General features: G+C 65.0%; 9 protein-coding genes and 1 pseudogene. 2 read left to right on the top strand and 8 right to left on the bottom strand.

The features are described from left to right. Nucleotides 1–61 precede the first annotated feature (61 nt). Both DTA15_RS26670 and DTA15_RS26675 read left to right on the top strand, forming a co-directional pair. Nucleotides 62–708 (top strand): annotated as a pseudogene (locus DTA15_RS26670) (TetR family transcriptional regulator). 338 nt (nucleotides 709–1046) lie between these two features. Then, nucleotides 1047–2312 carry a M23 family metallopeptidase gene (locus tag DTA15_RS26675; protein ID WP_012492598.1) on the top strand — a complete coding sequence of 422 codons (1266 nt, stop codon included), beginning with the start codon at nucleotides 1047–1049 and terminating at the stop codon, nucleotides 2310–2312. A gap of 162 nt (nucleotides 2313–2474) precedes the next feature. Here the strand turns inward: DTA15_RS26675 and DTA15_RS26680 are convergent, their stop codons facing one another. The 8 genes from DTA15_RS26680 to DTA15_RS26720 form a co-directional block, all read right to left on the bottom strand. Further along, a complete protein-coding gene (locus tag DTA15_RS26680) occupies nucleotides 2475–3200 on the bottom strand; it encodes an amino acid ABC transporter permease (RefSeq protein ID WP_006483962.1) in 726 nt (241 codons plus the stop codon). Between the two features lie 2 nt (nucleotides 3201–3202). Next, the gene (locus tag DTA15_RS26685; RefSeq protein ID WP_006483961.1) at nucleotides 3203–3925 is read right to left on the bottom strand and encodes an amino acid ABC transporter permease; all 723 of its coding nucleotides are present in this window, start codon (nucleotides 3923–3925) and stop codon (nucleotides 3203–3205) included. Between the two features lie 94 nt (nucleotides 3926–4019). Beyond that, a complete protein-coding gene (locus tag DTA15_RS26690) occupies nucleotides 4020–4835 on the bottom strand; it encodes an ABC transporter substrate-binding protein (RefSeq protein ID WP_006483955.1) in 816 nt (271 codons plus the stop codon). 457 nt (nucleotides 4836–5292) lie between these two features. Then, a complete protein-coding gene (locus DTA15_RS26695) occupies nucleotides 5293–6597 on the bottom strand; it encodes an MFS family transporter (RefSeq protein ID WP_006483959.1) in 1305 nt (434 codons plus the stop codon). A gap of 232 nt (nucleotides 6598–6829) precedes the next feature. Continuing rightward, on the bottom strand, nucleotides 6830–8509 hold the full coding sequence (locus tag DTA15_RS26700) for a SpoVR family protein (protein WP_006483958.1): 1680 nt from the start codon (nucleotides 8507–8509) through the stop codon (nucleotides 6830–6832). Beyond that, nucleotides 8506–9774 (bottom strand): YeaH/YhbH family protein, encoded by a 1269-nt coding sequence (locus tag DTA15_RS26705; protein WP_006483957.1) that lies wholly within the window; start codon nucleotides 9772–9774, stop codon nucleotides 8506–8508. Before DTA15_RS26705 ends, DTA15_RS26700 begins: the two co-directional genes overlap by 4 nt. A 125-nt stretch (nucleotides 9775–9899) precedes the next feature. Continuing rightward, complete coding sequence (locus tag DTA15_RS26710) at nucleotides 9900–11822, bottom strand: PrkA family serine protein kinase (RefSeq protein ID WP_006483964.1); 1923 nt, start codon at nucleotides 11820–11822, stop codon at nucleotides 9900–9902. Nucleotides 11823–12373: 551 nt separating this feature from the next. Further along, entirely contained in the window at nucleotides 12374–14140 is a 1767-nt protein-coding gene (locus DTA15_RS26720; protein WP_020979830.1) for a methyl-accepting chemotaxis protein, read from the bottom strand. Between the last annotated feature and the right edge of the window lie 154 nt (nucleotides 14141–14294).

Genomic DNA, 14294 nt, shown 5'->3' on the forward strand with positions numbered 1-14294 from the left:
TTCAATCTGACCGACACACTGTCTCAATAAAACGACAGCGAACTGTAAGGAATTTCACGACATGGCCCGCAAGACCCGGGAAGAATCGCTCGCCATCAAGCACCGGATCCTCGACGCCGCCGAGCTCGTGCTGCTCGAAAGAGGCGTCGCGCAGACCGCGATGGCGGACCTCGCCGAGGCCGCCGGATGTCGCGGGGCGCCGTCTACGGCCACTACCGCAACAAGATGGAAGTGTGTCTGGCGATGTGCGACCGCGCGTTCGCGCGCACGTCGGAAGGCTTCGACGCGGGCGACGGCCTGCCGCCGTTCGCGACGCTGCGCCGCGCCGCGTCGCACTACCTGCAGGAATGCGGCGAGCCGGGGCCGATGCAGCGCGTGCTCGTGATTCTCTATACGAAGTGCGAGCAAAGCGAGGAGAACGGCGCGCTGCAGCGGCGCCGCATGCTGCTCGAGCTGCAGATGCTGCGGATCACGAAGGCGCTGCTGCGTCGCGCGATCGCCGCCGGCGAGCTCGCCGCCGATCTCGACGTGCATCTGGCCGCCGTTTATCTGGTGTCGCTGCTCGAAGGCGTGTTCGCGTCGATGATCTGGACCAACCGGCTGCGCGGCAACCTGTGGAACGACGCCGAGGCGATGCTCGACGCCGGCTTCGATGCCGTCCGGACCTCCGCCGCGCTGCGCGGACGCGCGCAAAAATTGCCGGGCTGACGAAAATCGTCGTAACAAATGCTGATTTAACCCGACTTACCGCACTGCGAAACGAATGAGCTGACCCCCTTTAAAATTTTTAACGTTTTGCGGAACATCGGTAGACTGACGCTGTCATCTTTCTTTAGCGTCTTCGTGATAACCGGGTTCGACCCGGTAGGCACGCCGCCGTTCGAAGCGGGCACTGCCCCGCAGGTTGGGTCGAACGGAAACGACACAGGCCCCTGGCGGGGCCTGTTTTGTTGCACGCCCGCCGCCCGCCCCGTCGCCGTTCGACGGTGTGCCGCCGGCGGCCCCCGCCCACACCCCTTTGAACCGCTTTCCTGGATGTGGACACCTTGGTCAAGTCTGTCGCAACCCCTGATGCCGTCGCGCCCGGTCGCGCGCAGCGCGCCGTGCGCGCGCTCGTGCCGGCCGCCGTGCTCGGCGCCCTCGCCGCATTCGGCCTCGCCGCCGCGCTGCCGGCCGTGTCGCAACTGCCGGGCGCCGTCGACTCGGGCACGGCCGCACTGCCGCAGCGCGTGCTGTCCGATACGCCGTTTCCCACCGCGCAGCATTTCGTGACGAGCGAGCTCGCCCGCGCGATCGGTGAGCGCAACGAACACCTCGATCGCAACGATCGCAGCCTGCAGCCGGGCCTGTTCGCGCCGCTCAGCGCGCATCGCAACGACATGCTCGGCTATGCGAGCCTGTTTCAGTTCGCGGCGCCCGACCACCAGCAAGGCATGCGCGCCGGCGACATCGAACTCACGCTGTCCGATACGCTGAACCGTCTCGACGTGCCGCCCGAGGTGCGCATCCAGCTCGGCGATCTCGTCACCGGCAAGGTCGCGATGCGCGCGAGTGCGCAGCGCGGCGACTATTACCGCGTCGCGTTCGACACGCACGACGGCACGCCGCGCCTCACCGCGCTCGAGCTGCGCGTCGCCGGCCGCACGTTCGGCGCGATCTGGTTCCGCGCGCCGGGCGCTGAGCACGGCGCGTACTACACGCTCGACGGCTCGCCACTCGAAGCCGCCGCGTTCACGATGCCGGTCAAGTGGACGCGCATCAGCTCGTTCTTCGGCGAGCGCATCCATCCGCTGTCGCAGGCGATGGCGTTCCATACGGGCGTCGATCTCGCCGCGCCGAGCGGCACGCCGGTCGATGCGGCCGCCGACGGCGTCGTGTCGTTCGTCGGCACCGATCCGGGCGGCTATGGCCGCTATGTGATCGTCGATCATGCGGACGGCTATTCGACCTACTACGCGCACCTGTCCGCGTTCGCTCGCGGGCTCAAGACCGGCGAAACGGTGAAGCAGGGGCAACGTATCGGTTCGGTCGGGATGACGGGTGCGGCGACCGGCCCGCACCTGCATTTCGAGGTGCGGGTCGCGAACGATCCGGTCGATCCGCTCGTCACGCTGGCCAGCGCGCAGACGGCGCTGTCGGACATGCAACTCACCGCGTTCCGCCAGGAAGCCGCGCAATGGCGCTTGCGCCTCGCGTCGATCAATACGACGCCGTTCGCGTTCACGCAGAACGACGGGCCGCTGTGGGGCGATTTCGCGACCGGCCCGTCGACGCTGCGCGCGGTTTTCGATACGCACTACAGCGCGTCATGACGCTGACGTCCTGAAGCGTCCGGGCACCTCGGCCTCATCGGCACCACCGCGCGCGTCGCCGCTCGAATCACGGCGACGCGGCCCGCTGAGGATGGTCGCCCATCATCCATCTTCATCACCGAAAGCGCGCGCACGCATTGGACGCGGCTCACCGGCCCACCGTTACCGTGCGGGTTCCGTGCGCTCGGCCGTCGCCTGCGTCGCACGTTGCGTGCGCGGCCCCCGCGACAGCAGCCACCGCGCCGCGCCATCGAGCGACGTGCACAGCACCAGATAGATCAGCGCGACGAACAGGAAGATCGGCGCCGGATACACCATCAGCCGGTTGTTCACCTGCGTCGCGACGAACGACAGTTCCGGCACACCGACGATATACGCGAGCGACGTGTCCTTCACGAGCGCGACCCACTGGTTGACGAACGACGGCGTCATGATCCGGATCGCCTGCGGCAGCAGCACGTAGCGCACCGTCTGCCAGCGCGTGAGCCCGAGCGACAGCCCGGCCTGCCATTGCCCGTCGCCCGCCGCGACGATCCCCGCATGCACCGCATGCGCGAGATACGCGCCGCCGATCAGCGCCAGCGCGCACACGACCGTCGCGAGCCCCGGCACGTCCATGTGCAGCAGCACGGGCATCAGGAAATACGTCCAGAAGATCAGCATCAGCACCGGAATCGCGCGGAAGAAGCCGATGACCGCGAGCAGCAGCATGCGCGCCGGGCCGCGCGCGAGCGCCATCGCGACGCCGAGTGCCACGCCGAGCACAGCCGACGCGACTGCGGACGCGAACGCCAGCACCAGCGACAATGCGGCGCCGCCGAGCGGGCCGTCCGGAAACGCGCCGACCAACAGGTACGGCAGATTCGAGAGCAACAGCGAAAGATCCATCGTCAGCGTCCCGCTCCGAGCCGGTCGCGCCATTGCGTGGCCGCATACGCGCCGGCCTCGATCGCGGCCACCGCCGCGACGTACAGCACGGTCGCGACACCGAACGCGGCGAAGGTCTGGAACGTCTCCGTCTCGACCTGCCGCGACGCATACGACAGCTCGGCCACGCCGATCGCCATCGCGAGCGACGAGTTCTTCACGAGATTCATGTATTGGCCGAACAGCGGCGGCAGCGCGATGCGCACGGCCTGCGGCAGCACCACGTAGCGCAGCGACTGCATCGGCGTGAGGCCGAGCGCGGCCGCCGCGTCGTGTTGCGCGCGCCGCACGCCGCGCAAACCGGCTTCGCATTCCTCGGCGACGAAGGCAGCCGTATAGGCGCTCAACCCGACCCAGCCCGCCACGAATTCGAACGACGGCCACGCGAGCGTGACCGGGCCCACGCTCACCGCATGGCGCGCATTGAGCCACGCGATCCACGTATCGGGCAGCAACGACGCGACGCCGAAATACCAGAACAGCAACTGCACGAGCAGCGGCGTGTTGCGGAACGCGACGACGTACGCGGCAGCGACCGTGCGCGGCGCCCTGCCGCGCGCATGCCGCATCACGGCGAGCAGCAACCCGCCGACGGTCGCTGCGACGGCCGACGCGGCCGCGAGGCCGAGTGTCAGCAGGAAACCCTGCCAGAGCCAGGACAGATATTTGGGAGCCAACCCGAGCATGCTGGGGAGCGCGCACGACACGCGCGGTCGGATGAAAACGAAAAGCGCCGCGCGGCCGAGGTTCCGGCCAAACGCGGCGCGCGTGCGGCAGCGGTCAGGTCTTGTCGCCGATCCGGAAAATGCGCGTGAGCGGCGTTTTCGTCGTCGGCCCGAACCATGCGTCGTAGATCTGCGTCGCGCGGCCGTTCGCCTCGAGCCCCTTCAACGTATCGTTGACGAAGCCGAGCAGGCGCGTCTCGCCCTTCGGCACGCCGACGCCCATGTAGTCGTTCGAGATCGTGAACGCCGGGATCTCGTAGTTCTGCTTGTCGGGCACGTTCGCGAGCAGGCCGATCAGTTTCGGGCCGTCCTGCGTGATGGCCTGCACGTTGCCGGCGCGCAGCGCGGCGAACGCGAACGGCGTGTCGTCGTACGCGACGATCGTCGCCTTCGGGAATTTCTCGCGCAGCGTGATTTCGTTGGTCGTGCCCTTGTCGGCGCCGACGCGCAGGCCGTTCAATTGGTCGGCCGATTTCAGCACGCCCTTCTTCGCGAGAAATTGCTGGCCCGACGAGAAATACGGGATGCTGAAGTCGACCTGCTTCGCACGCTCGTCGGTGATCGTGAAGTTCGCGAGCACGAGGTCGACCTTGCCGGACGTCAGGAACGGGATGCGGTTCGCGGGGTTGGTCGGTTGCAGCTGCAGCTTCACGCCGAGCTTGTCGGCGAGCGCCTTCGCGTAATCGACGTCGAGACCGACGATGTGATTGCTTTTCGCGTCGACATAGCCGAACGGCGGATTGCTGTCGAACGTCGCGACGCGCAGCACCCCTGCCTTCTTGATGTCGTCGAGACGGTCCGCATGGGCGGCGGTGCCTGCGGTAACGAGCGCGACTCCGATGAGCCACGTAGCGAGCGTGTTGATTTTCATGAGCACGACCTGATTTGTTATGGAGGCCGCCGCGGATCGCGCGGCGGCACGGTTCGAAGAACATCGCGACGGAGTGTGTCGTCGCGAAGCCGCTAACGTATCAGCGCGTGCGGCGAATCCGAACCAACAAATGGTGCTTTGCTCTGCGGGTTTCGTGATGAAGCAGACGGGCTGCGGGCACGCATTGCCGCCGCGCAAAAAAAGACGCCCGCTGCACGCAGCGGGCGCGAATCCCAGTCAAGGAGGTGTCACACGAACTACGCAGTCAGATTAAGGAAATCGGCCGCCACGGACAACGAATCGATTTCCATATCGATATGACGCGGCGCGTTCATGCCGGCACCTGGCCTGTCGAGCCGCGGGTGCCGTCACATGCGCGATTGCACGTCGCAAAAAAAACGTCCCGCCAACCGGCGGGACGTTCGTCATGATGCGAGTACGCGCGACGCGCGGCCGATCACGGCTCGTGACGCAGATACCCTTCCTTGCTCGGATCGCGCATCCGCCACGACACGATCAGCGAGATCGCGCACAGCGCGGTCACGTACCAGTAGAACGTTTCCTCGCTGCCGATCGACTTGAACCACAGCGCGACGTACTCGGCCGAGCCGCCGAAGATCGCGTTCGCCACCGCGTACGACAGGCCGACGCCCATCGCGCGCACCTCCGGCGGGAACATCTCGGCCTTGATCAGGCCGCTGATCGACGTGTAGAAGCTGACGATCGCCAGCGCCACCGTGATCAGCACGAACGCGGCCACCGGGCTCGTCACACCCTTCAGCGCATGCATCAGCGGCACCGTGCCGATCACCGCGAACGCACCGAACAGGATCATCGACGTGCGGCGGCCGATCTTGTCCGACAGCGCACCGAACACCGGCTGCATCAGCATGTAGACGAGCAGCGCGACGGTCATCACGTTGCTGGCCGTCTTCGCGTGCATGCCGGCCGTGTTCACGAGGTACTTCTGCATGTACGTCGTGAACGTGTAGAAGATCAGCGAGCCGCCGGCCGTGAAGCCGACCACCGTGAAGAACGCCCCCTTGTGCTGCCACACGCCGCGGATCGTGCCCGCGTCCTTCTTGTCGCGCGATGCGCTCGTCGACGTCTCGTCGAGCGACTTGCGCAGGTACAGCGAGATCAGCGCGGCCGCCGCGCCGACCACGAACGGAATGCGCCAGCCCCACGCTTTCAGCTCGCCGGCCGACAGCGTCTGCTGCAGGATCACGAGCACCAGCAGCGCGCACAGCTGGCCGCCGATCAGCGTCACGTACTGGAACGACGCGAAGAAGCCGCGACGGCCTTTCAGCGCCACTTCACTCATGTAGGTCGCACTCGTCCCGTACTCGCCGCCCACCGACAGGCCCTGGAACAGGCGTGCGACCAGCAGCAGCGCCGGCGCGAGCGCGCCGATCTGCGCATAGGTCGGCAGCACCGCGATCACGAGCGAGCCGCCGCACATCATCAGCACCGAGATCATCATCGCCGCGCGACGGCCATGACGGTCGGCGATGCGGCCGAACAGCCAGCCGCCGATCGGACGCATCAGGAAGCCGGCCGCGAACACGCCGGCGGTGTTCAGCAGCTGCGTCGTCGTGTTGCCGCTCGGGAAGAACGCCGGCGCGAAGTACAGCGCGCAGAACGAGTAGATGTAGAAGTCGAACCATTCGACGAGGTTGCCCGATGAGGCGCCGACGATGGCGAACACGCGTCGCCGGGTGTCATGCGCGGACAGCGCAGCTTGGTCGGTCTGGACGTCCATGGGTTGGTCTGTTCCTTTTAGTGCTTTCTGGGCGAGACGGCCGGGGCCGCCGCGTGCGGTCGCACGTGGCACCGGTTCCGGCGCACGGCGCTACGGGATTTTAGCGAAATGTAAAGTAACAAGCGCTCCGGGTTCGTCCGGATGTAGAAAATTTTTCTCTTGCCACGCGTTCGTCATATGAAAACGCCAGCCCGCAGGCTGGCGTCCGATGCAAACATTGTCGACGCGACGATCACACGCGCACTTCCGGCGGCACGTAGCGGCACTCGTAGCGCTTGCGCACGGTGCCGGCCTCGTCGACGCTCTCCAGGTACACGTCGAACTGCCAGAGCCGCGCCATGTGCTTGAGCACTTCGTCGCTGTCGTTCGACAGATGGCGGTTGTCGGTCATGAAGTGGCGCAGCGTGAGGCTGCGGTCGCCGCGCGTGTTGACGGCCCACACCTGGATGTTCGGCTCGCGGTGATGGATGTCGTACTGCCGAGACAACGCCTGCCGCACGTACTGGTAGCCGGAATCGTCGTGGATCGCCGATACCTCGAGCGAATCGCGCATGTCGTCGTCGAGCACCGAGAAGAGCCGCATCTCGCGGATCAGGTTCGGCGACAGGTACTGCGCGATGAAGCTCTCGTCCTTGAAGTTGCGCATCGCGTAGTGCATCGCCGGCAGCCACGGCGTGCCCGCGATCTCCGGAAACCACTTGTAGTCTTCCTCCGTCGGCGCTTCGCAGATCCGGCGGATGTCGCTCATCATCGAGAAACCGAGCGCATACGGGTTGATCCCGCTGTAGTACGGCTTCGTGACGGGCGGCTGGTAGACCACGTTGCTGTGCGAGTGCAGGAACTCCATCATGAAGCCGTCTTCCAGCTTCCCCTGGTTGTACAGCGTATTGAGCAGCGTGTAGTGCCAGAACGTCGCCCAGCCTTCGTTCATCACCTGCGTCTGCCGTTGCGGATAGAAATACTGGCCGATCTTGCGCACGATGCGGATCACTTCCCGCTCCCACGGTTCGAGCAGCGGCGCATTCTTCTCCGCGAAATACAGCAGGTTCTCCTGCGGCTCGGGCGGATAGCGGTCCTCCTGCTCCTCCGTGAGCTCGGGCTTCTTGCCCGGCAGCGTGCGCCACAGTTCGTTCACCTGCGACTGCAGGTACGCCTCGCGCTCGCGCCGCAGCGCCGCTTCCTTCGACAGCGACGGTTTCTGCGGCCGCTTGTAGCGGTCCACGCCGTAATTCATCAGCGCATGGCACGAGTCGAGCAGTTCCTCGACGCGATCGAGGCCGTAGCGCTCCTCGCATTCCGCGACGTAGTTCTTCGCGTACACGAGGTAGTCGATGATCGCGTGCGCGTCGGTCCACAAGCGGAACAGGTAATTGCCCTTGAAGAACGAGTTGTGCCCGTACGCCGCGTGCGCGATGACGAGCGCCTGCATCGTCATCGTGTTCTCTTCCATCAGATATGCGATGCACGGGTTCGAATTGATGACGATTTCGTAGGCGAGGCCCATCTGGCCGCGACGATAGCTCTTCTCGGTCGCGAGAAAGTGCTTGCCGAACGACCAGTGACGGTAGTTGACGGGCATCCCGACCGACGCATACGCATCCATCATCTGCTCGGCGCTGATCAGTTCGAGCTGGATCGGGTAGATGTCGAGCTCGTATTGTTCGGCGACCTGCGAGATGTGCGTGTCGTATTCCTCGAGCAATTCGAACGTCCAGTCGGACGGGCACGGCAGCGGCTTGCGTTCGGCAACGTTCATACGCGCTTCCTTTTGCCCGGAACCGGGCAAGTCGGCGGCCGGCGGCGACGGTTCGGCCTGCCCGTGTTGCTGCGGTGCGGCAGGACCGGCCGTGTCGTCGCCGGAAGGGCGCGGCTCGTAGCCGCGCGACTCGTTGTGCAGATGGCGGGTCGTCATGACATTTCCACCTGCTTTTCGAACAATTCGCGAAACACCGGGTAAATGTCCGCAGCCGATTCCACTTTTTTCATCGCGAGATGCGGTTGCGACAGGGCCAGTTGCGCGTATTCCAGCCACAGATTCTGCTCTTCCGGCGCGACCTGGATATACGCGAAGTAACGCGTCTGAGTGAGGATATCCTCTTCCAGGATTTTGCGACACTTGGGCGAATCGTCAGTCCAGTTGTCGCCGTCGGACGCCTGCGCGCCATAGATGTTCCACTCGGTCGGCGAGTAGCGCTCGCTCATCACCTTGCGCATCAGTTCGAGCGCGCTCGACACGACGGTGCCGCCGCTTTCGGTCGAATGGAAGAAGGTGTCCTCGTCGACTTCCTCGGCGCGCGTGTGGTGGCGAATGAACACCACCTCGATGCGCTCGTAGTTGCGCTTGAGGAACAGGTACAGCAGGATGAAGAAGCGCTTCGCGAGATCCTTGCGCTGCTCGTCCATCGAGCCGGATACGTCCATCAGGCAGAACATCACGGCCTGGCTCGACGGTTGCGGCTGCTTCACGCGATTGATGTAGCGCAGGTCGAACGGATCGATGAACGGAATCCGCCAGATGCGCCCTTTCAGATGATGGATCTCGGCCTCGAGCGTCGCGATTTCGGCGCGGCGGTCTTCGGGGTCGTTCTTCAGCGCTTCGAGCTGCGCCTCGAGCTCGCGCAGCTCGTTGACGAGCGGCGAGCCGAGCGCGATGCGCCGGCCGAGCGCGCTGCGCAGCGAACGCACGACGTCGATGTTGTTCGGCGTGCCTTCCGCCGACCAGCCCGCGCGCACGTTCTTCCAGCTCGGCACCGTCAGCAGGTGCGTCTTCACGAGGCGCGGCAGTTCGAGGTCGTCGAAGAAGTACTGCATGAACTCGTCGCGCGACAGCTCGAACACGAAGTCGTCCTGCCCTTCGCCCTCGTTGCTCGCCTGACTGCCTCCGCCACCCGAGCCGCCCTGCGGACGCGGGATCTTGTCGCCGCGCACGTAGTCCTCGTTGCCGGGGTGCACGTACTCGCGACGCCCGCCCGGCGCGTGCCGGAAATTCGGCTCCGCGATGTCCTTGCGCGGGATCGTGATGCTCTGCGTGCTCTGGATATCCTTGATGCTACGGTCGCGCACCGCGTCAGACACGGCACGACGAATGTAGTTCTTGACGCGACGCAAAAAGCGTTCGCGATTGGCGATGCTCTTGTTCTTGCCGGCCAGCCTGCGGTCGATGATTTGATGAAGCACTCCCGGTCTCCCGCTCGAAAGTCGATACGCCGGGACGCTCGCCGCACATGCCGTCTGCCGTCATGCGGGCGGCGTCTCTGAAAGCGCCCGTACGGACTCGCCGTACGGGCACGGTACCGCGCGCGTCATGACGACTTGCGCACGCGCAGGTACCAGTCGCAAAGCAGCCTCACCTGCTTCGGCGTATAGCCCTTCGCGACCATCCGGTTCACAAAGTCCTCATGCTTGCGCTGCTCCTCCGCCGAACCCTTGGCGTTGAATGAAATCACCGGCAACAGTTCCTCGGTGTTCGAGAACATCTTCTTCTCGATCACGACGCGCAACTTTTCGTAGCTCGTCCACACGGGGTTCTTGCCGGCGTTCGCCGCCCGGGCGCGCAACACGAAGTTCACGATCTCGTTGCGGAAATCCTTCGGATTGCTGATCCCGGCCGGCTTCTCGATCTTCTCCAGCTCCGCGTTCAGCGCGGCGCGGTCGAAGCTCTCGCCAGTATCGTGATCGCGGAATTCCTGATCCTGGATCCAGAAGTCCGCATACGTGACGTAGCGATCGAAGATGTTCTGGCCGTATTCCGAATACGACTCGAGATACGCGGTCTGGATCTCCTTGCCGATGAACTCCGCGTAGCGCGACGCGAGCACGTCCTTCACGAACGACAGGTACTTCTGCTCCGTTTCCGGCGGGAACTGCTCGCGCTCGATCTGCTGTTCGAGCACGTACATCAGGTGCACGGGGTTCGCCGCGACCTCACTCGTATCGAAGTTGAACACGCGCGACAGGATCTTGAACGCGAAGCGGGTCGACACGCCGGTCATCCCTTCGTCCACGCCCGCGTAGTCGCGATACTCCTGGTACGACTTCGCCTTCGGATCGGTGTCCTTCAGGTTTTCGCCGTCGTACACCTGCATCTTCGAGAACAGGCTCGAATTCTCCGGCTCGTGCAGCCGCGACAGCACCGAGAACTGCGACATCATCTTCAGCGTGCCCGGTGCGCACACGGCCTCGGCGAGCGACGAGTTGCGGATCAGCTTCTCGTAGATCTTGATCTCTTCCGACACGCGCAGGCAGTACGGCACCTTCACGACGAAGATCCGGTCGAGCAGCGCCTCGTTGTTGCGGTTGTTGCGGAACGCCTTCCATTCCGACTCGTTCGAGTGCGCGAGAATCACGCCGTCGAACGGAATCGCGCCGAAACCTTCGGTACCCTTGAAGTTGCCTTCCTGCGTGGCGGTCAGCAGCGGGTGCAGCACCTTGATCGGCGCCTTGAACATTTCGACGAATTCGAGCAGGCCCTGGTTCGCGAGACACAGGCCGCCCGAGTAGCTGTAGGCGTCGGCATCGTCCTGCGCATACTGTTCGAGCTTGCGGATATCGACCTTGCCGACCAGCGACGAGATGTCCTGATTGTTCTCGTCGCCCGGCTCGGTCTTCGCGATGCCGACCTGCCGCAGGATCGACGGATAGCGGCGCACCACGCGGAACTGGCGGATGTCGCCGTTGTATTCGTGCAGGCGCTTGACGGCCCACGGACTCAGGATGCTTTTCAGGTAGCGGCGCGGAATGCCGTACTGTTCCTCGAGGATCGGACCATCCTCGTCGTAGTCGAACAGCCCGAGCGGCGATTCGTTGACGGGCGAGCCCTTCAGCGAATAGAACGGCACGCGCTCCATCAGTTGCTTCAGGCGCTCGGCGATCGACGACTTGCCGCCGCCCACCGGGCCCAGCAGATAGAGGATCTGCTTCTTCTCTTCAAGGCCTTGCGCAGCGTGGCGGAAATACGCGACCACCTGCTCGATCACCTCCTCCATTCCGTAGAACTCACGGAATGCCGGATACACCTTGATGACCTTGTTCGCGAAGATCCGCGACAAGCGCGGGTCGTTGCGGGTATCGATCTGTTCAGGTTCCCCGATTGCTTCCAGCATGCGTTCACCAGCCGTCGCGTACGCGGATGGATCGTTCTTGCAGAGCGCGAGATACTCCTCCAGCGAGAGCTCTTCCTCTCGCGTTTTTTCGAAGCGGTTCGCGAAGCTGCTGTAAATATCCATGCTACCTCCCTCGCCTGAGTCTGAAGACGTGCCTGCCTTCGTATGACTGCGCAGAAGCAAGCGCGTTCGAATTCATCCTAAACCCTTTCTTATTTTTTTTCACGAACTCTTCGTATGAAGTTCGTCATTCTCGACAACACCGCTTGGACAACGCATTTCGCCGTTTTACAATTGATCTCCCGAGCCGCAGAAACTGCATCCGCCGCGTCTCGTCGAACATCGAAACGTCTCGTGCGTTGGACACCGCCGACGTCGCCACTTCTCCCCTTCATCCCTATACGTTCGAGCAGTCGCGTGCGATGACACGCCGCGCGCACCGTTACAAATTTTTTTCGCAGTCCCTTACGGACATACCCGTACGACGAGCGCGGGAACATGACGTGCACGCAGCGCGTTCCTGCGTCTCCGTCGACCGGCGACGCGCACTGCACGCGACGACGCACGATCGATCGTCCGCGCTGTCACATTTCGTCCGTTGCGGAAACGACGACGCCCGCTGATCGCGGGCGTCGTTCGTCACCAAATGGGGATAGATACACGGCGCGCGCCGATCAGAACGTCTCCCAGTCGTCGCCGCCGGCGGTCGCCGCAGCCGGCGCGGGCGCGGCCGATGCGGCGACAGGCTGGCGCGCCGGCATCGCGGCAGGCGCGCGTTTCGGCGCGGCGTCGCGTTCGACGCGCGCGGCAGCCGGTGCAGGCGCCGCGACCGGCGCGGCAGCCGCGCGCGGCGCATGACGCGCCGCAACCGCGACGGCGGTGCCCGCGCGCGCCGTTTCGTCGTCGAGCTGGAATACCGCCGCCGTTTCGCGCAGGCGCGCCGCCTGTTCGTCGAGCGATTGCGCGGCAGCCGCGGCTTCCTCGACGAGCGCGGCGTTCTGCTGCGTGACCTCGTCCATTTGCGCGACCGCACGCGCCACCTGGTCGATCCCGCCGCTCTGCTCCTCGGACGCCGCCGCGATCTCGCCCATGATGTCCGTCACGCGCTGGACCGCGCCGATCACGTCGCTCATCGTGCGCCCGGCTTCGTCGACCAGCGTCGAGCCGGTCCGGATACGTTCCACCGACGCGTCGATCAGCGCCTTGATTTCCTTCGCCGCGCTCGACGAACGCTGCGCGAGGCTGCGCACTTCGCCCGCGACGACCGCGAAGCCGCGGCCTTCCTCGCCCGCCCGCGCGGCTTCGACGGCCGCATTCAGCGCAAGAATGTTGGTCTGGAACGCGATTCCCTCGATGATCGCGATGATGTCCGCGATTTTCGCCGAGCTGTCGTTGATTTCGCCCATCGTGCCGACCACCTGGCCGACCACCGTATTGCCCTTGTTTGCAATCTCGGACGCGTTCGCGGCCAGCGAGCTTGCCTGGCGCGCATTGTCCGCATTCTGCTTCACGGTGCCGGTCAGCTGCTCCATGCTCGACGCGGTTTCCTGCAGCGCCGCCGCCTGCTCCTCGGTACGCGACGACAGGTCGATGTTGCCGGCGGCGATCTGGCGGGCCGCGGTCGCGATCGACTCGCTGCCGCCGCGCACGGTGCGCACCGTGTCGACGAGCCCGCGCTGCATCCGCGCGAGGCCTTCCAGCAACTGGCCCATCTCGTCGCGCCGGTCGACGACGATCGGCCGGCGCAGGTCGCCCGCGGAGATCGCGTCGAAATGCGCCAGCGCGTCGGCGATCGGGCGTCCGATCGCGCGGCTCAGCGTCAGCCACGACAGCACCGCGGCGCCGATGCCGGCCAGCAGCACGACGATCGACAGCGCGCGCATCGTCTCGAATACCGATTCCGCCCGGTCGAAGCGCGCCTGCGCATCGGTGAACTGGAAGGTGCGCAGCGCTTCGCCGGCCACGGCCAGCTCGTTATAACGCGCCTGGAGCTGCTTCGCGCCCTCGCCGATCCGGTCGTGATCGCCGGCCGCGACCGCACTCCCGAACGCGTCGCAGCTGTCCTGCAGCACCTTGCGCCGGGCGGCGACCTCCTGGGCGAGCCGGTCCTCGTCCGCGCCGCGCGGCAGCGCCAGGTATTTCTGCCACCACGCGTCGGACTGCACGCGCATCGCGCGGCTGCGCTCGACGGCCGCCGCCGAGTCGGGCGTGCCGGCCAGCAGCGCCGCCCGGTCGAGTGCGAGACGCTCGCGCGCGGCGAACATTTCCGAGACCGCCACGTTGACCGCGCTCGGCATCTGGTTCGTGAAAATTTCGCGCGTCGAATCGTTCGAACGCGTCATCCCGTACAGACCGAGCACGCCGGTGATACCCAGCAGTACCGCCAGAAACGCCATCGTCAAACCGATGCGCGCACGAATCGTCAGGTTCCTGAACACCATCATCCATCCTGTGTTGCGTCGTCATGAACGGGCCAGGCCCGTTGGCTCGAAGCATTGCTTCACTCGGTGCATTTACGACCGTGCGGCGCATAACTTGATGGTTTTCGCGTCATTATTTCGAATTATTCGTCTGTTTATTACAGACGACTGAATA

The organism is Burkholderia cenocepacia, from assembly GCF_900446215.1.
Classification (GTDB): Bacteria; Pseudomonadota; Gammaproteobacteria; order Burkholderiales; family Burkholderiaceae; genus Burkholderia; species Burkholderia cenocepacia.

Bases quoted from the DNA above. Each gene is read 5' to 3' on its own strand.
- DTA15_RS26680 (WP_006483962.1), bottom strand. From the start codon at position 3,200: ATGGATCTTTCGCTGTTGCTCTCGAATCTGCCGTACCTGTTGGTCGGC.
- DTA15_RS26685 (WP_006483961.1), bottom strand. From the start codon at position 3,925: ATGCTCGGGTTGGCTCCCAAATATCTGTCCTGGCTCTGGCAGGGTTTC.
- DTA15_RS26690 (WP_006483955.1), bottom strand. From the start codon at position 4,835: ATGAAAATCAACACGCTCGCTACGTGGCTCATCGGAGTCGCGCTCGTT.
- DTA15_RS26695 (WP_006483959.1), bottom strand. From the start codon at position 6,597: ATGGACGTCCAGACCGACCAAGCTGCGCTGTCCGCGCATGACACCCGG.
- DTA15_RS26700 (WP_006483958.1), bottom strand. From the start codon at position 8,509: ATGACGACCCGCCATCTGCACAACGAGTCGCGCGGCTACGAGCCGCGC.
- DTA15_RS26710 (WP_006483964.1), bottom strand. From the start codon at position 11,822: ATGGATATTTACAGCAGCTTCGCGAACCGCTTCGAAAAAACGCGAGAG.
- DTA15_RS26720 (WP_020979830.1), bottom strand. From the start codon at position 14,140: ATGGTGTTCAGGAACCTGACGATTCGTGCGCGCATCGGTTTGACGATG.